Origin of the sequence: Cnuella takakiae (assembly GCF_001953305.1) — a bacterium.
GTDB lineage: Bacteria > Bacteroidota > Bacteroidia > Chitinophagales > Chitinophagaceae > Flavisolibacter > Flavisolibacter takakiae.
Map to the genome: position 1 here is coordinate 2,000,970 of NZ_MTFE01000010.1, position 20,329 is coordinate 2,021,298.

At 49.6% G+C, this 20,329-nt stretch carries 29 protein-coding genes; 27 read left to right on the forward strand and 2 right to left on the reverse strand.

The features are described from left to right. Positions 1 to 57: 57 nt before the first annotated feature. The 3 genes from BUE76_RS08775 to rpsG all read left to right on the forward strand — a co-directional run bounded on the left by BUE76_RS08775 (position 58) and on the right by rpsG (position 2,335). Positions 58 to 1,122 carry a branched-chain amino acid aminotransferase gene (locus BUE76_RS08775; protein ID WP_073042572.1) on the forward strand — a complete coding sequence of 355 codons (1,065 nt, stop codon included), beginning with the start codon at positions 58 to 60 and terminating at the stop codon, positions 1,120 to 1,122. 222 nt (positions 1,123 to 1,344) lie between these two features. Further along, on the forward strand, positions 1,345 to 1,746 hold the full coding sequence (gene rpsL, locus BUE76_RS08785) for a 30S ribosomal protein S12 (RefSeq protein ID WP_073042568.1): 402 nt from the start codon (positions 1,345 to 1,347) through the stop codon (positions 1,744 to 1,746). Between the two features lie 121 nt (positions 1,747 to 1,867). Further along, the gene (rpsG, locus tag BUE76_RS08790; protein ID WP_073042567.1) at positions 1,868 to 2,335 is read left to right on the forward strand and encodes a 30S ribosomal protein S7; all 468 of its coding nucleotides are present in this window, start codon (positions 1,868 to 1,870) and stop codon (positions 2,333 to 2,335) included. A 358-nt stretch (positions 2,336 to 2,693) separates the two neighbouring features. Here rpsG and BUE76_RS24650 read toward each other — a convergent pair whose 3' ends face one another. Beyond that, on the reverse strand, positions 2,694 to 2,933 hold the full coding sequence (locus BUE76_RS24650) for a hypothetical protein (RefSeq protein WP_173702653.1): 240 nt from the start codon (positions 2,931 to 2,933) through the stop codon (positions 2,694 to 2,696). A 106-nt stretch (positions 2,934 to 3,039) separates the two neighbouring features. On the opposite strand from BUE76_RS24650, the gene BUE76_RS24740 reads away from it, so the two are divergent. Together BUE76_RS24740 and fusA are read left to right on the forward strand one after the other, a co-directional pair. Then, positions 3,040 to 3,732 (forward strand): hypothetical protein, encoded by a 693-nt coding sequence (locus BUE76_RS24740; protein ID WP_178371835.1) that lies wholly within the window; start codon positions 3,040 to 3,042, stop codon positions 3,730 to 3,732. A 608-nt stretch (positions 3,733 to 4,340) separates the two neighbouring features. Next, complete coding sequence (fusA, locus tag BUE76_RS08800) at positions 4,341 to 6,488, forward strand: elongation factor G (RefSeq protein WP_073042563.1); 2,148 nt, start codon at positions 4,341 to 4,343, stop codon at positions 6,486 to 6,488. 126 nt (positions 6,489 to 6,614) lie between these two features. Here fusA and BUE76_RS08805 read toward each other — a convergent pair whose 3' ends face one another. Next, entirely contained in the window at positions 6,615 to 7,517 is a 903-nt protein-coding gene (locus BUE76_RS08805; protein ID WP_073042561.1) for a lysylphosphatidylglycerol synthase transmembrane domain-containing protein, read from the reverse strand. A gap of 200 nt (positions 7,518 to 7,717) precedes the next feature. Here BUE76_RS08805 and rpsJ point away from each other — a divergent pair, with 200 nt between their 5' ends. The 22 genes from rpsJ (at position 7,718) to secY (ending at position 20,278) form a co-directional block, all read left to right on the forward strand. After that, positions 7,718 to 8,023 (forward strand): 30S ribosomal protein S10, encoded by a 306-nt coding sequence (rpsJ, locus tag BUE76_RS08810; RefSeq protein ID WP_028787065.1) that lies wholly within the window; start codon positions 7,718 to 7,720, stop codon positions 8,021 to 8,023. 341 nt (positions 8,024 to 8,364) lie between these two features. After that, a complete protein-coding gene (gene rplC, locus BUE76_RS08820) occupies positions 8,365 to 8,982 on the forward strand; it encodes a 50S ribosomal protein L3 (protein ID WP_073042558.1) in 618 nt (205 codons plus the stop codon). Positions 8,983 to 8,984: 2 nt separating this feature from the next. Further along, positions 8,985 to 9,623, forward strand: a complete 639-nt coding sequence (gene rplD / locus BUE76_RS08825) for a 50S ribosomal protein L4 (RefSeq protein ID WP_073042556.1) — start codon at positions 8,985 to 8,987, stop codon at positions 9,621 to 9,623. A 29-nt stretch (positions 9,624 to 9,652) separates the two neighbouring features. After that, entirely contained in the window at positions 9,653 to 9,955 is a 303-nt protein-coding gene (gene rplW, locus BUE76_RS08830; protein ID WP_073042554.1) for a 50S ribosomal protein L23, read from the forward strand. A gap of 120 nt (positions 9,956 to 10,075) precedes the next feature. Continuing rightward, positions 10,076 to 10,915: a 50S ribosomal protein L2 gene (gene rplB / locus BUE76_RS08835; protein ID WP_073042552.1), complete on the forward strand. Its 840-nt coding sequence runs from the start codon at positions 10,076 to 10,078 to the stop codon at positions 10,913 to 10,915. 31 nt (positions 10,916 to 10,946) lie between these two features. Then, on the forward strand, positions 10,947 to 11,213 hold the full coding sequence (gene rpsS / locus BUE76_RS08840) for a 30S ribosomal protein S19 (RefSeq protein ID WP_073042550.1): 267 nt from the start codon (positions 10,947 to 10,949) through the stop codon (positions 11,211 to 11,213). 80 nt (positions 11,214 to 11,293) lie between these two features. Then, complete coding sequence (gene rplV / locus BUE76_RS08845; protein WP_073042548.1) at positions 11,294 to 11,632, forward strand: 50S ribosomal protein L22; 339 nt, start codon at positions 11,294 to 11,296, stop codon at positions 11,630 to 11,632. Between the two features lie 30 nt (positions 11,633 to 11,662). After that, on the forward strand, positions 11,663 to 12,469 hold the full coding sequence (gene rpsC / locus BUE76_RS08850) for a 30S ribosomal protein S3 (protein WP_073042546.1): 807 nt from the start codon (positions 11,663 to 11,665) through the stop codon (positions 12,467 to 12,469). 110 nt (positions 12,470 to 12,579) lie between these two features. Further along, entirely contained in the window at positions 12,580 to 13,002 is a 423-nt protein-coding gene (gene rplP / locus BUE76_RS08855; RefSeq protein WP_073042544.1) for a 50S ribosomal protein L16, read from the forward strand. Positions 13,003 to 13,103: 101 nt separating this feature from the next. Further along, complete coding sequence (rpmC, locus tag BUE76_RS08860) at positions 13,104 to 13,313, forward strand: 50S ribosomal protein L29 (RefSeq protein WP_073042542.1); 210 nt, start codon at positions 13,104 to 13,106, stop codon at positions 13,311 to 13,313. A gap of 69 nt (positions 13,314 to 13,382) precedes the next feature. Next, a complete protein-coding gene (rpsQ, locus tag BUE76_RS08865) occupies positions 13,383 to 13,658 on the forward strand; it encodes a 30S ribosomal protein S17 (protein ID WP_073042540.1) in 276 nt (91 codons plus the stop codon). Positions 13,659 to 13,779: 121 nt separating this feature from the next. Continuing rightward, on the forward strand, positions 13,780 to 14,148 hold the full coding sequence (rplN, locus tag BUE76_RS08870; RefSeq protein WP_073042538.1) for a 50S ribosomal protein L14: 369 nt from the start codon (positions 13,780 to 13,782) through the stop codon (positions 14,146 to 14,148). Between the two features lie 137 nt (positions 14,149 to 14,285). Beyond that, positions 14,286 to 14,618, forward strand: coding sequence for a 50S ribosomal protein L24 (gene rplX / locus BUE76_RS08875; protein ID WP_073042536.1), 333 nt, complete (start codon positions 14,286 to 14,288; stop codon positions 14,616 to 14,618). Continuing rightward, the gene (gene rplE / locus BUE76_RS08880) at positions 14,618 to 15,184 is read left to right on the forward strand and encodes a 50S ribosomal protein L5 (RefSeq protein ID WP_073042535.1); all 567 of its coding nucleotides are present in this window, start codon (positions 14,618 to 14,620) and stop codon (positions 15,182 to 15,184) included. Before rplX ends, rplE begins: the two co-directional genes overlap by 1 nt. A 129-nt stretch (positions 15,185 to 15,313) precedes the next feature. Continuing rightward, complete coding sequence (gene rpsN / locus BUE76_RS08885; protein WP_073042533.1) at positions 15,314 to 15,583, forward strand: 30S ribosomal protein S14; 270 nt, start codon at positions 15,314 to 15,316, stop codon at positions 15,581 to 15,583. Between the two features lie 136 nt (positions 15,584 to 15,719). Next, complete coding sequence (gene rpsH / locus BUE76_RS08890; RefSeq protein ID WP_073042531.1) at positions 15,720 to 16,118, forward strand: 30S ribosomal protein S8; 399 nt, start codon at positions 15,720 to 15,722, stop codon at positions 16,116 to 16,118. Positions 16,119 to 16,262: 144 nt separating this feature from the next. Beyond that, complete coding sequence (rplF, locus tag BUE76_RS08895) at positions 16,263 to 16,817, forward strand: 50S ribosomal protein L6 (RefSeq protein WP_073042529.1); 555 nt, start codon at positions 16,263 to 16,265, stop codon at positions 16,815 to 16,817. A gap of 125 nt (positions 16,818 to 16,942) precedes the next feature. Then, on the forward strand, positions 16,943 to 17,302 hold the full coding sequence (gene rplR, locus BUE76_RS08900) for a 50S ribosomal protein L18 (protein ID WP_073042527.1): 360 nt from the start codon (positions 16,943 to 16,945) through the stop codon (positions 17,300 to 17,302). A gap of 99 nt (positions 17,303 to 17,401) precedes the next feature. Then, a complete protein-coding gene (gene rpsE / locus BUE76_RS08905) occupies positions 17,402 to 17,920 on the forward strand; it encodes a 30S ribosomal protein S5 (protein ID WP_073042525.1) in 519 nt (172 codons plus the stop codon). 86 nt (positions 17,921 to 18,006) lie between these two features. Then, positions 18,007 to 18,189, forward strand: coding sequence for a 50S ribosomal protein L30 (rpmD, locus tag BUE76_RS08910; protein ID WP_073042523.1), 183 nt, complete (start codon positions 18,007 to 18,009; stop codon positions 18,187 to 18,189). 146 nt (positions 18,190 to 18,335) lie between these two features. Then, positions 18,336 to 18,785, forward strand: coding sequence for a 50S ribosomal protein L15 (rplO, locus tag BUE76_RS08915; protein WP_073042522.1), 450 nt, complete (start codon positions 18,336 to 18,338; stop codon positions 18,783 to 18,785). Between the two features lie 155 nt (positions 18,786 to 18,940). Beyond that, a complete protein-coding gene (gene secY, locus BUE76_RS08920) occupies positions 18,941 to 20,278 on the forward strand; it encodes a preprotein translocase subunit SecY (protein ID WP_073042520.1) in 1,338 nt (445 codons plus the stop codon). Positions 20,279 to 20,329 lie beyond the last annotated feature (51 nt).

Here is a 20,329-nt window from a genome sequence, read left to right on the forward strand (position 1 = left end):
TTTGTGGCTGCGGTTCTGGTGTTTTTCTGTTTCTTTGCGGCTGCTAAATTACACAATATGGTTGCTACCCAAGAGATCCCGGTAATAAAAGCTGCCCAGTCGAAACTGGAAGGCTTCAGCCTGGAGAACGTTCCCTTTGGCAAGTATTTCACCGATCATATGCTGGAAGCCGACTACATCGACGGCACCTGGCAAAACGTGACCATCAAGCCTTATGGCCCCCTGAGCCTTGATCCCTCGGTGGCTGCATTGCATTATGGTCAGGCCATCTTTGAAGGCATCAAAGCCTACAAGGATGATGCAGGCAACGCAGTGGTTTTCCGCCTGCAGGACAATTTCAAACGCTTCAACATCTCCGCCGAGCGCATGATGATGCCCGCCGTTCCCGAAGAGATCTTCGTGGAAGGCATCCGCCAGCTGATTGCCGTGGACAAGAACTGGATTCCTGCCCAGGCCGATCATTCGCTGTACATCCGCCCCTTCATGTTTTCGAGCGATGAGCTGATTGGCGTACGTCCGTCTGAGAACTACAAGTTCCTGGTAATCCTGAGCCCAACTGGCCCGTACTACGGTACGCCCATGCGTATTTATGTAGAAGAGCAGTATGTGCGTGCCGTGAAAGGTGGTATTGGCTATGCCAAGGCTGCCGGCAACTATGGCGCGTCCATGATGGCTACCGCCATTGCAAGGGACAAAGGTTACGACCAGGTACTGTGGACCGATGCCTACGAGCACAAGTACGTGCAGGAGATCGGTACCATGAACGTGATCTTTATTCTCAACGGCAAAGCCGTTACCCCCGACTTGGAAGCAGGCACCATTCTCCACGGCGTAACCCGTATGAGTGTGCTCACCATTCTAAAGGAAATGGGTTTAGAGATTGAAGAGCGCCCCATCTCAATCGATGAACTGATCGATGCTTACAAGGCAGGTACCCTGAAAGAGGTATTTGGCACCGGAACGGCTGCAACGGTGTCGCCCATCAAGGAACTGCGTTATAAGGATTTCGTGATGAACTTCGATGTGGCTAGCTGGACCGTTATGCCTGAAGCCAAGCGACTGCTGGACGATATCCGTTACGGCAGGAGCGAGGACCGTTATGGCTGGCTGGTAACCATCTAACCAGAACCGCAGATTTGTATGATTTGGAAAGATTTGTATGATTACAGGTCTTCAAGTCTACCGTTTGCCCAATTATTTTTTCATCCCGTTTGGGGGCTTTGGAAAGGAAAATTCAGGTGTAAATACCTGCGATGTGGATAAAAATGCCGGAACGGCCATCCTTTTTTTGGTTATTCACATTTGGTCTGTTACCTTTGCCGTCCCAAAAACAAAAGGTTCGTAATGCCTACTATACAGCAACTAGTACGTAAAGGAAGAGAGATCATCCGGGCAAAAAGCAAATCCAGGGCTCTGGATGCATGCCCCCAACGCCGTGGTGTTTGTACCCGCGTTTATACCACAACCCCTAAGAAGCCTAACTCTGCGCTGCGTAAAGTAGCCAAGGTTCGTCTCACCAACAAGGTGGAGGTTATTGCCTACATCCCTGGTGAAGGCCACAACCTGCAGGAGCACTCTATCGTGTTGATCCGCGGTGGTCGTGTGAAGGATCTTCCTGGTGTACGTTACCACATCGTACGTGGCTCTTTGGATACTGCCGGTGTTAAAGACCGTAAGCAGAGCCGCTCCAAGTACGGTACTAAGAAAGACAAAGGCGGTGCAAAAGCGCCCGTTAAGAAAAAATAAGATCACAGGTTTCGCGGATGAATTTAGATTCCGCTGATAATTTGTGTTTCATTCAAAACATTAAACCCGATCAAGCAGCTCAGCACCGCGCCTGAGAACCTCTGGTCGAACTTTAAAAGACATGCGTAAGTCACAAGCTAAAAAGCTGCCTCTCGCTCCGGATCCCCGCTTTAACGATAAGCTGGTTACCCGTTTCGTAAACAACATCATGTGGGAAGGTAAGAAGAGCGTAGCCTTCACCATTTTCTACGATGCACTGGATAAAGTAGCCAAAACCACTGGTGAAGACGGTTACGAAATCTGGAAAAAAGCCCTTTCCAACGTAACGCCTGCAGTAGAAGTACGCAGCCGTCGTATTGGTGGTGCTACCTTCCAGATTCCTTCTGAAGTGCGTCAGGATCGTAAGATCTCCCTAAGCATCAAATGGCTGGTTCGCTACAGCCGTGAGCGCAACGGTCGCTCGATGGCCGACAAACTGGCTGCCGAGATCGTAGCTGCTTCTAAAGGTGAAGGTGCCGCTTTCAAGAAGAAAGAAGATACCCACCGTATGGCTGAAGCCAACAAGGCTTTTGCTCACTTCCGCGTATAACCTGCGTGTTAAGCATAGAACTTTTGAAACCACTGCCTTTCCAGGCGGTGGTTTTTTATTTCACGCAACGAAGCAACGGAGCGGCGGCGCAACGGGAGGTTCACGCAAAGGCGCTAAGGAGCAAAGCCGCAAAGTGAAGTTGCTCGCTAAGGCACAATGACCCAAAGAGTAGGTAAGCTATCATCAACACAACCTACCAACATGTATTTACGTTGCGCCGCCGTTCCGTTGCGTCGTTGCGTGAAATAAACTTTGCGTCTTTGCTCCTTTGCCGCTTTGCGGGAAACTCAATTGCGTGAAAAATAAAAAAGGCTACTCCGGGGAGCAGCCTTGATTCTATTATTTGCTTTGCGTGCAATTACACGTTGTCCGGACCTTCGGTGTTGCCACCGCCAAAGTCTTTGGAAGCATCAGCATCAGTGTTGCCGGGGTTGCTGTCTTCTGCACCGGTTTCGGTAGAGGTTTCGGCAATTACCTGATCTGCACTCAGTCCGTCGGTGTTTTCGCTGCGGGTAGCGTCCGCATCGTTAAAGTGACCTGTAGTAGCACTGCCGGAATTGGCGTTGTTACGCTTTTGTGGTGTGCGGCTACCACCCACACCTTTACTGGCATTGGCCTGCTTGTTACGGGTGTTGTTTTTGGCAGGAGTTGCAGTAGCCTTGTTGGCACCACCGCCAGAGCGGGTAGCACTTTTACCTGCTGTTTTGCCAGCAGTTTTGCTGATTGCTTTTGGTGCGGCCTTGGCAGCTGTTTTAACTGCACCTTTTTTAGGAGCTGCTTTGGCTACGGCCTTCTTTGCAGGTGCTGCTTTTTTAGCGGCTGCTTTCTTTGAAGGAGCAGCTTTCTTGGCAGCAGCCTTCTTGGCGGGGGCGGCCTTCTTAGCTGTAGCTTTCTTAGCAGCTGCTTTTTTTGCAGGAGCGGCTTTCTTTGCTGCAGTCTTTTTTGCTCCGGTTGTTTTAGCAGAAGCTTTCACAGGTCCTTTCTTGGGCGCTGCTTTTTTTGCGGCTGTTTTCTTGGCGGGGGCAGCCTTCTTAGCTGTTGCTTTCTTAGCAGCCGCTTTTTTTGCAGGGGCGGCTTTCTTGGCTGCAGTCTTTTTTGCTCCGGTTGTTTTAGCAGAAGCTTTTACAGGTCCTTTCTTGGGCGCTGCTTTTTTTGCGGCTGCTTTCTTTGCAGGCGCTGCTTTCTTAGCCGTAGCCTTTTTAGCAGGCGCTGCTTTTTTAGCGGCGGTCTTCTTGGTTGCAGTTTTAGCTGCACCTTTGGAAGCCGCTTTGCTGGCGGTTTTGCCAGCACCCGAAGATTTCTTCGGGGCAGCTTTTTTGGCTGCTTTTGAAGTTGCCATAATGAATGAATTTTTAAATGGGTTAATAAATAGTACTACCAAAGTACTAAGGATATAACTATTTGCAAAAAATGTGCATTATACATGCCTGTTAGGTAAAAGTTTATGCACAATTGTGGACAACCGCAAGCGGAGAATCGGCCAGGTAAGGAGACCCATGAAGGGGCCGGCAAAATGCCTGAAACAAATTGCGTGGAACACCTAAAGAGAAAGAGAATTTGAGTGGGGCACAACCGGTCAGATTCCAGGGTTAAAATGCTTCAATGCTACCACCATTACCGCGGCAAAGTAGGATTTGCTGTTCCAGCAAGGTTTTTTAAACAGTTGGTTCTGTTCTGTCAACAGGCTGTGGATTTACCCATCTCCACCTTTGACCTGTAAGCAACCATAGCAATGGTGAATGGCGTGTGTAGTATTGCTGCCCGGAGGTTTTTGTCCGGTGTCCGCCGAAGCTCTGTCGGCACTCGTCGTTTAATTAACAAACAAGAAATAAATACCGGGGCAAAATGTGCCTCATTTCCTTACCTTTGCGTCCTCAATTTTTTCTTGCCCAAAAACCATCAGGCAGACTTGAAATTGAGCAAGGCCTAAACCGGTCAGCCTGCTGCATCTGCTGCAGCCCTGCCGGAAGTCCGGGAAACAACGATTTTATACAATCAAATCATCATGGCAGACTTAAAATTTCAACGGAACTTCGGTATTGCCGCGCACATCGATGCCGGTAAGACCACTACAACCGAGCGCATCCTGCGCTACACCGGTATGATTCACAAGATTGGTGAAGTGCACGACGGTGCTGCTACCACCGACTGGATGGAGCAGGAAAAAGAGCGTGGTATCACCATCACCTCGGCCGCTGTAAGCTGCCAGTGGAACTTCCCTACCGTAAAAGGTAAGGCAGATGCCAATACCCAAAAATATTCCTTCAACATCATCGATACCCCCGGTCACGTGGACTTCACCGTAGAGGTAGAACGTTCTATGCGTGTACTGGATGGTCTGATCGCCCTGTTCTCTGCCGTTGACGGTGTAGAACCCCAGTCGGAGACTGTATGGCGCCAGGCAAACCGTTACAACGTTCCCCGTATCGGTTTTGTAAACAAAATGGACCGCTCCGGTGCCGACTTCCTGATGGTGGTTAACCAGGTGCGTGAAATGCTGGGTTCGAAAGCCGTTCCCCTGCAGCTCCCCATCGGCGCCGAAGATGATTTCAAAGGTGTGGTTGACCTGATCAAGATGAAAGGTATCATCTGGCACATGGAAACAGAAGGTATGACTTTCGATGAGATCGACATCCCTGCCGATATGGTTGAAGAAGCCAATGAGTGGCGTGCCAAGCTGGTAGAAGCCGTAGCCGAATACGACGACCAGCTGATGGAGAAGTTCTTCGAGAACCCTGATACCATCACCGAAGGTGAAATCCACGAAGCCATCCGCAAAGCAACCATCGACCTGTCGATCGTGCCTATGATGTGTGGTTCTTCTTTCAAAAACAAAGGTGTACAAACCGCACTGGATGCTGTTTGCCGTTACCTGCCTTCGCCCATCGATATCGAAGCCGTAAAAGGTACCGATCCCAACACCGGCGAAGAACTGGAGCGCAAGCCCAACGCAAAAGAACCTTTTGCTGCCCTGGCCTTCAAGATCATGACCGATCCTTTCGTAGGTCGCCTGGCGTTCTTCCGGGTTTATTCGGGTCACCTCGATGCCGGTAGCTATGTACTGAACGTACGCAGCGGCAAAAAAGAGCGTATCTCCCGGATTATGAAAATGTTTGCCAACAAGCAAAACCCCATCGACTTCATCGAAGCTGGTGACATTGGTGCAGCTGTTGGTTTCAAGGAAATCAAAACCGGTGATACCCTCTGCCACGAAGATCACCCCATCACCCTGGAGAACATGTTCATCCCCGAGCCTGTAATCTCCGTTGCCGTTGAGCCCAAAACACAGGCCGACGTTGACAAAATGGGTATGGCCATTTCCAAGCTGGTAGAAGAAGATCCTACCCTGCGCGTTAAAACCGACGAAGATACCGGTCAGACCATCCTTTCAGGTATGGGTGAACTGCACCTGGAGATCATCGTTGACCGTATGCGTCGCGAATTCAAAGTAGAAGTAAACCAGGGTGCTCCCCAGGTTGCCTATAAAGAAGCATTCAACCAAACCGTACAACACCGCGAAGTGCTGAAGAAGCAATCGGGTGGTCGTGGTAAGTTTGCCGACATCCAGTTTGACCTCGGTCCCATCGACGCAGAGTGGAAAGCTGAAAACCCCGACAAAAACTACCAGTTTGTTAACGATCTGTTTGGTGGTTCTATTCCCCGTGAATTTGTACCTGCCATCCAGAAAGGTTTTGAACAGTCGATGAACACCGGTGTGCTGGCTTCCTTCCCCGTAGACAACCTGAAGGTTCGTGTATTCGACGGTTCTTTCCACGCAGTTGACTCCGACGCTATGTCGTTTGAAATGTGCGCCAAGCAAGGTTTCCGCGAAGCTGCCCGCAAAGCGAAGCCCGTTCTGCTGGAGCCCATCATGCGTGTTGAGGTACTGACTCCTGACCAGTACATGGGTGACGTTACCGGTGACCTGAACCGTCGTCGCGGTATGCTGGAAGGTATGGATACCCGTGCCGGTGTACAGGTGATCAAAGCCAAAGTACCCCTGAGCGAAATGTTTGGTTATGTAACCCAGCTGCGCTCACTGTCTTCTGGTCGTGCATCTTCTACCATGGAGTTCTCGCACTATGCACCTGCTCCCAACAACATCGCCGAAGAGGTGATCTCTAAGAACAGAGGCAAGGCAATTGCTGAATAATTTCAGTAGTTGTTAAACATACGAACCCCGCTTTTGAGCGGGGTTTTTTTATGCTGTGATGGGAACACGGATGGAACGGATCAGACGGATATAAACGGATAATCCGTTCAAATCTGTTTCATCTGTTCAATCCGTGTTCCTATCCACTAATGGATCATGAAACGTATAATACACCCCCCACACAGACGTAACCAGGTTACAGAAATAAAACAGCAAACTGATCACCACCGCTATAGCCGGGTCAAGCCCAAAGAACCCTGCCCCTTCCGCAAAAACCAGTTCGCGGGTGCCGAGGCCACCACCCAGGGAAATGGGCAGCACGGAGATAACAGTAGCAACAAGGGAGATAAAGATCCACGCATGCAGTAAGGGCTGGCCTATAGCAGCAAGGATGGCATACAGGCAAACTACCTGCACACCTTGTACAGCAAGACCCCAGAAGAATGCAGGCCAGAAGGAAGGTAGAAAGTCGGGAAAGAAGAAACGGATAACCAGGTAAAGCCCGATAATAGCGCCAATAGCGCCGGCAATAAACAATCCATCCCACAGCGCATCTGGAACCACAATCAGCCCATAAGCAGCAAGCAACACGCCTAGTGCCAGCAACCCGCTAAAGCGGTCCAGCAATACCGCAGCACTAGCTTTCTTATAAGGTGCGCCATACCGTTTATGCAACAACACAACTTTATAGGCATCACCACTGATGGCTCCGGGTAAAAACAGGTTGTAGAACATACCCATCCAATACAGCTTTCCGTTGGTAAGCTCAGGTAAATTCAGGCCGATGTTGCGGAAGTAAAAATTAAGCCTGAAAGAGGAGAGGACCTTACTTAACAGATAAAGCAGCACCGCCAGGAAAAGGTACCACCAATTGGCATCGGCAAGTGCCTGGGTGGCCTGTTGCCAGTTGATTTTTTGACTGATATACCAGAAGCAGACTAAGGTAATACCAATCTTCAGGAGCAGTTTAATTGTTTTCTTAACAGGTGCATCTTTTTGATTTGGTACTGCTTCAGTGGAATGGTCCATTCTTTGGTATATTGCTGCATACAGGGGCTAAACAAGAGAATAAGGATGACCTTTAATGTTTGCACAGCCCCAGATTGTGGATAAGACCGCAAAAAACCCGATATTTTCCCAATTATCCACAAAAATTCTTCCTCAATCTTTGGCTGGTTCCAATAAGTTCCGTTCCTTTGCACTCCCATTCGAAAAAGTGGGTTGGACCTATGTCACAGAGAATCCGAATCAAATTACAGTCTTACGACCACAATCTGGTCGATAAATCAGCCGAGAAAATCGTGAAGACCGTGCGTAGCACTGGCGCAGTAGTAACAGGTCCAATTCCCCTGCCTACGCGTAAAAAGATCTTCACCGTTCTGCGCTCGCCCCACGTAAATAAGAAGAGCCGCGAGCAGTTCCAGTTGGCTACCCACAAGCGCCTCCTGGACATCTACACCTCTAGCAGCCGTACCGTAGACGCACTGTCTAAGCTCGACCTGCCTTCTGGTGTTGAAGTGGAGATCAAAGCATAACAGCAAGATCAAAAACAGCGGTCCGGGTAACTCCGGGCCTTTAGTTCTTTATAACTTTTTCCAACATCTCTCAACTCCCGCAGCCTTCAGGCCGGGAAGAAAAGAGCGCTGTTTTAGCAAACTACTCAGCCTCCGGGCAACCGGGATTAAACTGAGTTTTTACATATAAACAAGCCCTTCGAGGTTTGTTTGTTGCCGGTACTTCTGAACCCCACTAGCCGGGGCCGCTTCCTTCGGGAAGTGCTGATAAAAGAAAAGGTCGGCAATAAACCAGGATTGAAGACCCCCTACCTTCTGGGGTCTGTCTTGCACAACCTTGCGGGGATAAACCTTAAACACAAATGAAAGGTATTATCGGCAAGAAAATCGGGATGACCAGCATCTTCGATGCAAGCGGTAAGCAAACTGCCTGCACCATCATCGAGGCTGGTCCTTGCGTTGTAACTCAGGTTAAAACGCAGGAAACAGACGGCTACAGCGCACTCCAAATCGGTTTCGGCGACAAGAAGCCCAACCAAACGCTGAAAGCTGAAGCAAATCACTTCGTAAAGGCCAACACTCCGGCCAAGAAATTCGTAAAAGAGTTTCGCAACTTCTATCAGGATCAAAACATCGGCGACGTACTCACCGTGGACATTTTCGCTGAAGGCGAAAAAGTTGACGTGGTAGGCACCACCAAGGGTAAAGGTTTCCAGGGCGTAGTTAAGCGTCATGGCTTCTCTGGTGTGGGCGAGGCTTCGCATGGCCAGCACGACCGTCAGCGTGCACCCGGTTCTATCGGTGGCTCTTCTTACCCCAGCCGTGTATTCAAAGGCATGCGTATGGCAGGCCGTATGGGTACCGACCGCGTAAAGGTAAAAGGCCTGAAAGTAGTGAAGATCTTCGCTGAGAAGAACTACATCTTGGTAAGTGGATCCGTTCCGGGCCACAATGGTTCAATCGTTTTAATCCAGAAGTAATCATGCAACTGAACGTATTAAACATACAAGGACAGGAAACAGGCAGAACTGTTGAACTTCCTGAAGAGATCTTCGGTATCGAGCCGAACAATCACGTTATCTACCTCGCGGTAAAACAGTACCTCGCCGCTCAGCGCCAGGGTACCCACAAAGTAAAAACCCGCGCCGAAGTACAGGGTGCCAGCCGCAAGCTGCACCGCCAGAAAGGTACCGGTGGCTCTCGTAAGGGTAATATCCGTAACCCTTTGTACAAAGGCGGTGGTACCATCTTTGGTCCCAAGCCCCACAAGTACGACATCAAACTGAACCGCAAGGTGAAGGATCTGGCTAAAATCTCTGCCCTGTCTTACAAGGCTAAAGAAAACGCCATCATCGTTGTTGAAGACCTGAACCTCGACGCTCCCAAGACCAAGACCATCGTAGGTCTGCTGAAGAGCCTGAAGGCCGACAACAAGAAGCTGATGTTCGTTACCCCCGAGTACAACGACAACGTAACCCTCAGCCTCCGCAACATCCCCACCGTGCTGGGTACCCTGCTGAGCGATGTGAACACTTACGACATCGTAAACTCTGAAGTACTGGTTCTGACTGAAAGCGCTGCCAAGGTATTTGCCGGTGCTGAAGAAGCTGAAGCAGCGTAATAAAGTATTAACCTTTCAAATCTTTTCAGATGAGAACTTCTGAAGTACTGGTAAAACCCATCCTGACAGAAAAGGCCAACGGTCAGCAGGAAAGCCTGCGCCGCTATGCTTTCAAGGTGGCCCGCAAAGCAAACAAGCTGGAGATCAAAAATGCAGTTGAAGCCTTCTACGGTGTAAACGTAGTAGACGTAAACACTTCCGTGGTTCCCGGTAAAAACAAAACCCGCTACACCAAGAAGGGTTTTGTACAAGGCCAGAAACCCGCTTACAAAAAAGCGCTGGTAACTGTAGCCGAAGGCGAGACCATCGACCTGTACAGCAACAGCCTTTAAGCAAATAGTCGTCCGTCGTCAGTCGGCTGTAGTCTAAAAAGACAACAGACATCAGACGACAGACCACAACTGTTAACCCGAATGGCTGCAACAGCCGCTAATGTTGATAAACAATAAACAATGGCATTAAGAAAGTATAAACCCGTTACAGCCGGTACCCGTTGGAGAATCGGCAACGCTTATGCGGAAGTTACTACCAACGTTCCCGAGAAGTCGTTGGTGGAATTCAAAAAAGGTACTGGTGGTCGTAACAGCCAGGGCCGTCGTTCTATGCGCTACATCGGTGGCGGTCACAAAAAGATGTACCGTATCATCGACTTCAAGCGTGATAAAAAGAACATCCCTGCTACTGTAGCTACAATCGAATATGATCCGAACCGTTCGGCTTTCATCGCCCTGCTGAACTATGCAGACGGTGAGAAGCGCTACATCATCGCTCCCCAGGGCCTCACCGTAGGTTCCAAGGTGGAAAGCGGCGACGCTGTAGCTCCTGAACTGGGCAACGCACTCCAGCTGAAGAACATGCCCCTGGGTACTGTTGTGCACAACATCGAGATGCAGCCTGGCCAGGGTGGTAAGATTGCCCGCAGCGCCGGTGCATCTGCCCAGCTGAGCAACAAGGAAGAAAAATATGCAATTCTGAAAATGCCTTCGGGTGAACTGCGTAAAGTGCTGATCAATTGCTTCGCTACTGTAGGTGTTGCTTCTAACAGCGACCACAGCCTGGAAAGCAAGGGTAAAGCAGGACGCAACCGTTGGAAAGGTATTAAGCCTCGCAACCGTGGTGTGGCCATGAACCCTGTCGATCACCCGATGGGTGGTGGTGAAGGTCGTGCCTCCGGTGGTCAGCCCCGCAGCAGAACAGGTATGTACTCTCGTGGTCTGAAAACCCGTACGAAAGGAAAAGGCAGCGACAAGCTGATCATCCAACGTAAGAACGGTGGCAAACTGGCTAAATAATCATTTCTAACAAACGAAAATTCAAAATAGAATGGCTCGTTCGATTAAAAAAGGTCCTTACGTAGCGGCGCACCTTGAAGACAAAGTGGTTGCTATCAACGACGGCAAAAACAAAAGAGGTGTAATCAAAACCTGGAGCCGTCGTTCTACCATCACGCCTGATTTCGTGGGTCACACCTTCGCAGTTCACAACGGAAACAAGTTCATCCCTGTTTACGTTACCGAATTCATGGTGGGTCACAAACTGGGTGAATTTGCACCTACCCGCAACTTCAAAGGACACGCAGCTAAAAAGTAACAATAATTAGCCTTTGGCTGTTAGCCTTTAGCCTTTAGCAGGCCAACAGCTAACAGCCAACAGCTAAAAACTAAATCATAATGGAAGCAGTAGCTAAACTCCGTAACTATCCCACATCGCCCCGCAAAATGCGTTTGCTGGCTGATCTCATCCGCGGTATGCAGGTTGAGAAAGCTCTGGCCGTGCTGGAGCACAACCCCAAGCACCCCGCAGTGCCCATGCGCAAGCTGGTACTGAGTGCCATCAGCAACTGGAAGCAGAAGAACGAAGGTGGTGACGAAGGACAGTTGTTCGTAAAAACCATTTTCGTGGATGGCGCCCGCACCCTCAAGCGCATGCGTCCTGCACCCCAGGGCCGTGGCTACCGCGTACGCAAACGCAGCAATCACGTAACCGTAATTGTTGACGCGAAAGCTTAATTCAAAACATTCAAAGTATAACCAATAAACATGGGTCAAAAAGCAAATCCTATTGGTAACAGGTTAGGTATCATCCGTGGATGGGAATCCAACTGGTATGGTAACAAAAAGGACTTCTCCACCAAGCTGATCGAAGACAACAAGATCCGCACCTACCTGAATGCCCGTATCAACAAAGGCGGCATTGCCAAGATTGTGATCGAGCGCACTTTGGGTAAACTGATCGTTACCATCCACACCTCCAAGCCCGGTATCATCATCGGTAAAGGCGGTGGCGAGGTAGACCGTATCAAAGAAGAGCTGAAGAAGCTCACCGGCAAAGAAGACGTACAGATCAACATCCTGGAGATCCGTCGTCCCGAGCTGGATGCTATGATCGTAGGCGATACCATTGCCCGCCAGATTGAAAACCGCATCAACTTTAAGCGTGCAACTAAGATGGCCATTGCTTCTGCGCTCCGCATGGGTGCCGAAGGTATCAAGGTTCAGCTGAGCGGCCGTCTGGGCGGTGCTGAAATTGCCCGTTCCGAAAAGTTCATGCAAGGCCGTGTGCCCCTGCACACTTTCCGTATGGACATCGACTACGCCAACGTGTTTGCACAAACCGTATACGGCAAGATCGGTATCAAGGTATGGGTATGTAAAGGTGAAGTGCTGCAGAAGCGCGACCTGAACCCCAACCTGGTAGCCGACAAAGGTGGCGCTGGCGACCGTCGTGATGGCGGCCGTGGTGGCGACCGTGGTGGCTTTGATCGTCGCGATCGTCGTGAAGGCGGTGGTGGTGGTAACCGTGGCGGTGGCAACCGTGGTGGTGGCCGTCCTGGTGGCAACCGATAAACAATTAGCTAATTAGCTAATGAGCCAATTAGCTAATTGATAACTCAATGTGTAACGCGGTTTGAGTTTGGAAAAATTACCAACTACAAACCACAAACTATAAACTAGATATGTTACAGCCGAAAAGAACAAAGCACCGCAAAGTGCAGAAAGGCCGCATGAAAGGCGACGCCAAGCGCGGTGCTACCATCTCTTTTGGTTCCTACGCTCTGAAGGCGCTGGAAAACCATTGGATCACCGATCGCCAGATCGAGGCTGCCCGTCAGGCACTCACCCGTCACATGAAGCGTGAAGGTAATGTGTGGATCCGCATTTTCCCCGACAAGCCCATCACCCGCAAGCCGCTCGAGGTACGTATGGGTAAGGGTAAAGGTAACCTGGAGTTCTGGGCTGCCACTGTTAAACCCGGTCGCATCATTTTTGAAATTGATGGTGTAAGCGAAGAGGTTGCTCAAGGCGCTCTTAAGCTGGCTGCCGGCAAACTGCCCATCGCCTGCAAGTTTGTTAAGCGTCGTGACCTGATCACCGCCTAATAACAAATGTGCTAATGAGCCAATTAGCTAATGTGCTAAACGGCTTACCTCACAAGGACATTAGCACATTGGCACATTATCACCTTATCAAATTAAAGATCATGTCTAAGACTATCGACTTCAAAAAAAGCATTCAGGGCCTGAGCATCGACGACCTGAAGGCCCGCATCGCAGAAGACGAGCAGCGCCTGAAGAAGCTTGAGTTCGGTCATGCCATTTCTCCCCTGGAGAATCCCATGAGCATCCGTTCTCTGCGTCGCGAACTGGCTCGCCTGAAAACTGAACTGAAGAAACAACAACTGAGTGCATAAACAGCTGTTAGCTGTTAGCTGTTAGCCCTTAGCTAACAGCCAAAGGCTAAAAGCTAAAAGCTAATTACAATGGCTGAAACAACAACTCCTGAAATCAGGAATCTCCGGAAAACCCGTATCGGCGTGGTTACCAGCAACAAGATGACCAAAACCATCACCGTTGCCGTTGAACGTAAGGTAAAGCACCCCATCTACGGTAAGTTCGTAAAGAAAACCACCAAGTTCCACGCCCACGACGAGCAGCAGACTGCTTCTATCGGCGATGTGGTGAAGATCATGGAAACCCGTCCCCTGAGCAAGACTAAGCGATGGAGACTGGTGGAGATCGTAGAGAAAGTGAAATAAGAAAAAGCTGTTAGCTGTTGGCCTTTGGCTTTTAGCTACAGCCTATCTGGTAAAAAGAATACTAACTGCTTTTAGTTGCGCTGGCTAACCGCTAACAGCTAAAAGCCAAAAGCTCAAAAAAATGATCCAGCAAGAATCCCGTTTGACAGTAGCGGACAACAGTGGTGCTAAAGAAGTACTCTGCATCCGTGTACTGGGCAACAGCGGTCAGCGTTATGCAAGGGTTGGCGACAAGATCGTAGTAACCGTTAAAGACGCTATCCCAGCCGGCGGTATCAAAAAAGGTACAGTAGCCAAAGCGGTTATTGTACGCACCACCAACAAGCTGCGTCGTAAGGATGGTTCTTACATCCGTTTCGACGATAATGCAGTAGTTATCTTAAATGCTTCCGACGAACCACGCGGTACCCGTATCTTTGGGCCCGTTGCTCGTGAGCTGCGTGATAAGGGCTACATGAAGATCATCTCCCTGGCTCCTGAAGTGCTTTAAGGAGTAGGAGGGAACCCGCAACGGTCCCTTATTGATCGGCACACAGAACATAGTCTAATCAATAAACCGGTTCCTGGCAGTATCAGGAACATAAAAACAACACTCCCGCAGCAATGCGGGGATGAGGGTAAAACAAAATGAAAACAAGATTCAAACCCAAGTACAACATCCGCAAGGGCGACCAGGTGGTTGTTATCGCAGGCGATGACAAGGACCTGAAAAAACCCCGCACCGTGCTGGAAGTACTGGTTGATGATGCAAAGGTGGTGGTAGAAGGCGTAGCCATTGTTACCAAACACACCAAGCCTTCGGCTCAGAACACCAAAGGTGGTATCGTTAAGAAAGAAGCTGCTATCGCAATTTCCAACGTTATGTTGTGGGATGGCAAACAAGCCACCAAAGTGAAGCGCGAAGTGGTAGAAGGTAAAAAAGTTCGTGTATCTAAAAAATCCGGGGAGGCAATCAAGTAATGGCAACAACAACTACAACTCCGAGATTAAAAGATAAGTACAAGGCTGAAGTGATCCCTGCCCTGCAGAAGCGCTTCAACTACAAGTCTGTAATGCAGGTTCCCCGCCTGGAGAAGATCTCCATCAACCGCGGTGTGAATGGTGCCGTTGCCGACAAGAAGCTGGTTGATATTGCTATCGACGAACTGACCACCATTACCGGTCAGAAAGCCGTAGCTACCATGTCTAAAAAAGACATCTCCAACTTCAAGCTGCGTAAGAACATGCCCATCGGTGCGCGTGTTACCCTGCGTGGCGACAAGATGTACGAATTCCTCGACCGTCTGATCGCTGTGGCCCTGCCCCGCGTACGTGACTTCAAAGGCATCAACGAGAAGTCTTTCGACGGCCGTGGCAACTATACCATGGGTGTTACCGAGCAGATCATCTTCCCTGAAATCGACATCGATAAGGTGAACAAGATCACTGGTCTGGACATCACTTTTGTAACTACTGCCCAAAACGACGAAGAAGCTTACGAGCTCCTGAAGGAACTGGGTATGCCGTTCAAAAACATCAAGAAATAATGTGCCAATTAGCTAATTAGCAAATGTGCTCATTAGCTAATCCGGTTCTTTTGTAAATACAAACAACCATTTGCCAGTGAGCTATACATAGCACATTGGCTAATTATCAAATTAGCAAATTAACTCACTATGGCTAAAGAATCAGTAAAGGCTCGTCAGCGTAAGCGTGAGCGTATGGTTGCCCAGTATGCTGAGAAGCGTGCAGCCCTGAAAGCCGCCGGCGACTATGCCGCCTTGGACGAGCTTCCCAAAAACGCTTCGCCCGTGCGCCTGCACAACCGTTGCCAGATGACCGGCCGTCCCCGCGGTTACAGCCGTTACTTCGGTATCAGCCGTGTAGCCCTGCGCGACATGGCCCTGAACGGCATGATCCCCGGTCTGAAGAAGGCTAGCTGGTAAGCAGATGAGTAATGAGTAATGAATAATGAGTCACCACTCATTACTCATCACTCATTATTCATGAACACAACAACATCAATTATTCATATCAAATCCAATTATCCCGCTCCGTGCGGGATGTAGGAGGGCTCCAAACATGGTAACAGATCCTATAGCAGATTTCCTGACCCGTATCCGTAACGCTCAGATGGCAGGACACCGCATCGTGGAAATCCCCGCTTCTAACCTGAAGAAGCGCATGACCGAGATCCTGTACAACCAGGGTTATATCCTGAAGTACAAGTTCGAGGACGACAACAAACAAGGTCTGATCAAAATCGCATTGAAGTACGACGCAGCTACCAAAACGCCCGCTATCCAGTCGCTGGAGCGTGTTAGCCGTCCCGGTCTGCGTCACTACGCCAAGCCTGCCGACTTCCGTCGTGTAAAGAATGGCTTGGGTATCGCTATCCTCTCTACTTCTAAGGGTGTGCTTACCGACAAGGAAGCCAAAACCCAGAATGTAGGTGGCGAAGTACTGTGCTATATCTACTAAGCTATTAGCTATTAGCTGTTGGCTTTTAGCTAACAGCCAACAGCTAATAGCCAACAGCCTCTTCTTACCAATACATTAAGCTGTTCCTATACAGGCTGACCGGTTGGTAAGCATAATCAAACAATAAACAACAAACTTCTTACTATGTCTCGTATAGGTAAAGCGCCCATCGCTGTTCCTGCAGGTGTAACCATCTCGGTTGCAGCTGACAACGTGGTAACCGTGAAAGGCCCCAAGGGTGAGCTGAAGCAGCCCATCGACCGCGACATCACTGTTCAGGTTGAAAACAATGAAATTAACGTAACCCGTCCCACCGACCAGATTCGCCACCGCGCACTGCATGGTCTGAGCCGCGCCCTGCTGGCCAACCTGGTGAAAGGTGTAACTGAAGGTTATACCCGTAAGCTGGAGCTGGTGGGTGTAGGTTTCAAGGCTACCAACACTGGTAACGTTCTGGACCTCGCCCTGGGTTACTCGCACAACATCATTTTCGAAATTCCTTCGGAACTGAAAGTAGCCACCCTGCAGGAAAAAGGTAAGAACCCCGAAATCACCCTGACCGGTATCGACCGTCAGCTGATCGGTGCCGTTGCCGCTAAAATCCGCAGCCTGCGCAAACCCGAGCCGTACAAAGGTAAAGGTGTTCGCTACCAGGGTGAAGTGGTACGTAAGAAAGCAGGTAAGTCTGCTGGTAAATAAGGTTAGGTGTTTGGTGTTTAGGGTTTGGAGTTGTTTATCGCTCCTCCTGAACACCAAACCCCAAACTCCTAACTCCAAACATAAAACTCATTCCCTGGCAGTATCAGGGATGTAAATACAACAACATGAAAACAAGCGCTAAACTTTCCCGGAGGCAGAACATCCGCTACCGGATCCGTGCTAAAATTTCGGGTACCGCGCAGAAACCCCGCCTGTCGGTGTTTCGTAGCAATGCCGATATCTACGTTCAGGTTATCGACGACGTAAACGGCTTTACCCTGGCAGCTGCTTCTTCCCGCGATAAGGACATTGCAGCCCAAACCGGCACCAAATCAGAAAAGAGCTTCCTCGTAGGCCAGGCTGTTGCCCGCAAAGCAAAAGAACTGGGTATCGAGAAAGTGGTTTTCGATCGTGGTGGCAACCTGTACCATGGCCGCGTTAAGGCAGTAGCCGATGGCGCTCGTGAAGGAGGTCTGCAATTCTAATCAGCCGTTAGCTATTAGCCATTAGCTGTTAGCCTCGCTAATAGCTAACAGCCAACAGCTAAAAGCTTCAATTCTAACGTAATTACTAAGTAATACACAATGGCAAAAGCTAATTTAAATAGGGTAAAAGCTGGCGACCTGGAACTGAAAGACAAGGTTGTTGCGATCAACCGCGTAGTGAAGACTACCAAAGGTGGCCGTGCTTTCTCTTTCTCCGCACTGGTAGTTGTTGGTAACGAGAACGGTGTGGTAGGTCATGGCCTGGGCAAAGCAAAAGAAGTTCAGGAAGCCATCACCAAGGGCATCGAAGATGCCAAGAAGAACCTGATCAAGGTTCCTGTAATGCACGGTACTATTCCCCACGATCAACTGGCAAAAGTTGGTGCTGCCAAAGTACTGATCAAGCCTGCTGCACACGGTACGGGTGTAATCGCCGGTGGTTCGATGCGTGCTGTGCTGGAAAGCGCCGGTGTTACCGACGTTCTGGCCAAGTCGCTGGGCTCTGCCAACCCCCACAACGTGGTTAAAGCTACTTTCGAAGCCCTCGCCCTGCTGCGTGAGCCCGTAAGCATCGCTAAAACACGTCGCGTTGCGCTGAAAAAAGTATTCAACGGCTAATAAAAGTTTTTAGTTTTTAGTTTTTGGTTCCTGGTCCTGACCATTGAACCAAAAACTAAAAACCAGAAACTAAAAACTCATTAGATATGAAGAAGATCAAAATCACGCTGGTAAAGAGCCCCATCGACCGCCCTCAGCGTCAGAAAGATACCCTGGTAGCCCTGGGTCTGAAAAAGATGAACGCTACCAAAGAGGTTGAAGCTACTCCCCAGATCCTGGGTATGGTAAACAAGGTACAGCACCTGGTTGCCGTAGAAGAGCTGGCATAAGGCAATTAGCTAATTAGCCAATGTGCTAATTGGCTAATGTTATTACACTAGCTTTGCAATTCTTTTTTCTTTTAGCACATTAGCTCATTGGCTAATTAGCTAATTAAAGCGAGGGGAGATACCCCGTTAAGTAAAAATCAACAAGCATGAAACTGCACAATCTCCAACCTGCCAAAGGTTCCGTACACAAAGAGAAACGTTTAGGTCGTGGTGAAGCTTCCGGTAAAGGTGGCACCTCCACAAAAGGTAACAAAGGCCAGCAAAGCCGTACCGGTTACCAGCGCAAGATGGCCCACGAAGGTGGCCAGATGCCCATCCAGCGTCGTGTTCCCAAGCGTGGCTTCAAGAACATCAACCGCATCGAGTACAAAGTGTTCAACCTGGGTCAACTCCAGCAGCTGTCTGAAAAGTACAACCTGGCTGAGATCACCCTCGAGAACCTGTACATCAACGGCCTGATCGCTCAAACCGACCGCGTGAAAGTACTGGGCAATGGTGAGCTGACTGCCAAGCTGAGCTTCCGCGTTAACGCCATCTCCGAGAAAGCCAAATCGGCTATCGAAACTGCAGGCGGTTCCGTAGAGATCATCAAGTAATTACTTTAAATTTGAGGTCGCTGTTGTACACAGCGGCCTCATTTTATTGATTACAACATTTGGTTCGATGGTAAATAGGTTTGCTGTAAAGGATATATTGTCTTATTATCGCAAACCTTTTTGCTTATAGAGAATCGTAAACGTTTGACTATTCTGTGAAGAAGTTATTTAAGACCCTGAAGAATATCTGGAGCATCGAAGAGCTGCGCGACAAGATTGTGTTCACGCTGGTGCTGATATTCATTTACCGCGTGGGTACCCACATCGTACTGCCCGGTATTGATCCTACCAGACTGAATCTGAACAATGCTAACAATGGTATCCTCGGACTGATCGACACCTTTGCCGGTGGCGCCTTCTCACAGGCTTCGATCTTTGCGCTTGGCATCATGCCTTACATTTCCGCTTCCATCTTCATGCAACTGATGACGGTACTGGTACCCCAGTTCCAGAAGATGCAGAAAGAAGGAGAGAGTGGTCGTAAAAAAATCAACCAGTGGACGCGCTTCCTCACCGTGGGTGTGGCTGCCGTTCAGGGTTCGGCTTACGTTGCTTACCTGCGCCAGATGACCGCCCAATCGGGTGGTATCATGCCTGGCTTTGAATCGTATTTCTGGTTGTCTACCGTGCTGCTGCTTACTGCAGGTACCCTGTTTGTAATGTGGCTGGGTGAGAAGATCACTGATAAAGGCCTGGGTAACGGTACTTCACTCATCATCATGGTGGGTATCCTGGCCCGACTGCCCCAGAGCTTTATGCAGGAACTGACCAACAAATCAGTTCGTACCGGCCAGATCCTCATCTTCATCATCGAGATCGCCATCCTGATTGCCATCATTATGGGATGTATCCTGCTGGTGCAAGGTGTGCGCAAGATACCTGTTAACTATGCCAAGCAGATTGTTGGTAACCGCCAGTTTGGTGGTGCCCGCCAGTTCCTGCCCATTAAGGTTAACAGCGCCGGTGTAATGCCCATCATCTTTGCACAGGCGGTTTTGTTCCTGCCTACCTTGTTCAACCTGAGCAAGACTGCAACAGGTCAGGGTATTGCAGCCATGTTTACCGACCACTCCAACGTGTGGTACATGGTAATCTACTCGGTGGTAGTAATTGGTTTTACCTTCCTGTACACCGCCCTTATTTTCAACCCCAAGCAGATTGCCGACAACCTGAAGCAGAACAACGGCTTCATCCCCGGTGTGAAGCCTGGCCAGCCTACGGTTGATTATATTGGTGCGGTAATGGACAAGATCACCCTGCCTGGCGCCATCCTGTTGGCACTGGTGGGTATCCTGCCTGGTATCGCTCAACTGCTCGGTGTAACGCAAGGTTTTTCTACCTTCTTCGGTGGCACTTCGTTGCTCATCATGGTAGGTGTGATCCTCGATACCCTCCAGCAGATCGAAACACAGTTGCTGATGCGCCAGTACGACGGCCTGATGAAGAGCGGTCGCATCCAGGGTCGCCAGACTGTAACTCAAGCTTCTTATTAACATCAGATAACCTAGCTTTGAAAACCTGGCGGGCCAATGCCCGCCGGGTTT

Excerpts from the sequence above, each read along its gene's own strand:
- BUE76_RS08775 (WP_073042572.1), top strand. The coding sequence starts at position 58 with ATGGTTGCTACCCAAGAGATCCCGGTAATAAAAGCTGCCCAGTCGAAA.
- rpsL (WP_073042568.1), top strand. The coding sequence starts at position 1,345 with ATGCCTACTATACAGCAACTAGTACGTAAAGGAAGAGAGATCATCCGG.
- rpsG (WP_073042567.1), top strand. The coding sequence starts at position 1,868 with ATGCGTAAGTCACAAGCTAAAAAGCTGCCTCTCGCTCCGGATCCCCGC.
- fusA (WP_073042563.1), top strand. The coding sequence starts at position 4,341 with ATGGCAGACTTAAAATTTCAACGGAACTTCGGTATTGCCGCGCACATC.
- BUE76_RS08805 (WP_073042561.1), bottom strand. The coding sequence starts at position 7,517 with ATGGACCATTCCACTGAAGCAGTACCAAATCAAAAAGATGCACCTGTT.
- rpsJ (WP_028787065.1), top strand. The coding sequence starts at position 7,718 with ATGTCACAGAGAATCCGAATCAAATTACAGTCTTACGACCACAATCTG.
- rplC (WP_073042558.1), top strand. The coding sequence starts at position 8,365 with ATGAAAGGTATTATCGGCAAGAAAATCGGGATGACCAGCATCTTCGAT.
- rplD (WP_073042556.1), top strand. The coding sequence starts at position 8,985 with ATGCAACTGAACGTATTAAACATACAAGGACAGGAAACAGGCAGAACT.
- rplW (WP_073042554.1), top strand. The coding sequence starts at position 9,653 with ATGAGAACTTCTGAAGTACTGGTAAAACCCATCCTGACAGAAAAGGCC.
- rplB (WP_073042552.1), top strand. The coding sequence starts at position 10,076 with ATGGCATTAAGAAAGTATAAACCCGTTACAGCCGGTACCCGTTGGAGA.
- rpsS (WP_073042550.1), top strand. The coding sequence starts at position 10,947 with ATGGCTCGTTCGATTAAAAAAGGTCCTTACGTAGCGGCGCACCTTGAA.
- rplV (WP_073042548.1), top strand. The coding sequence starts at position 11,294 with ATGGAAGCAGTAGCTAAACTCCGTAACTATCCCACATCGCCCCGCAAA.
- rpsC (WP_073042546.1), top strand. The coding sequence starts at position 11,663 with ATGGGTCAAAAAGCAAATCCTATTGGTAACAGGTTAGGTATCATCCGT.
- rplP (WP_073042544.1), top strand. The coding sequence starts at position 12,580 with ATGTTACAGCCGAAAAGAACAAAGCACCGCAAAGTGCAGAAAGGCCGC.
- rpmC (WP_073042542.1), top strand. The coding sequence starts at position 13,104 with ATGTCTAAGACTATCGACTTCAAAAAAAGCATTCAGGGCCTGAGCATC.
- rpsQ (WP_073042540.1), top strand. The coding sequence starts at position 13,383 with ATGGCTGAAACAACAACTCCTGAAATCAGGAATCTCCGGAAAACCCGT.
- rplN (WP_073042538.1), top strand. The coding sequence starts at position 13,780 with ATGATCCAGCAAGAATCCCGTTTGACAGTAGCGGACAACAGTGGTGCT.
- rplX (WP_073042536.1), top strand. The coding sequence starts at position 14,286 with ATGAAAACAAGATTCAAACCCAAGTACAACATCCGCAAGGGCGACCAG.
- rplE (WP_073042535.1), top strand. The coding sequence starts at position 14,618 with ATGGCAACAACAACTACAACTCCGAGATTAAAAGATAAGTACAAGGCT.
- rpsN (WP_073042533.1), top strand. The coding sequence starts at position 15,314 with ATGGCTAAAGAATCAGTAAAGGCTCGTCAGCGTAAGCGTGAGCGTATG.
- rpsH (WP_073042531.1), top strand. The coding sequence starts at position 15,720 with ATGGTAACAGATCCTATAGCAGATTTCCTGACCCGTATCCGTAACGCT.
- rplF (WP_073042529.1), top strand. The coding sequence starts at position 16,263 with ATGTCTCGTATAGGTAAAGCGCCCATCGCTGTTCCTGCAGGTGTAACC.
- rplR (WP_073042527.1), top strand. The coding sequence starts at position 16,943 with ATGAAAACAAGCGCTAAACTTTCCCGGAGGCAGAACATCCGCTACCGG.
- rpsE (WP_073042525.1), top strand. The coding sequence starts at position 17,402 with ATGGCAAAAGCTAATTTAAATAGGGTAAAAGCTGGCGACCTGGAACTG.
- rpmD (WP_073042523.1), top strand. The coding sequence starts at position 18,007 with ATGAAGAAGATCAAAATCACGCTGGTAAAGAGCCCCATCGACCGCCCT.
- rplO (WP_073042522.1), top strand. The coding sequence starts at position 18,336 with ATGAAACTGCACAATCTCCAACCTGCCAAAGGTTCCGTACACAAAGAG.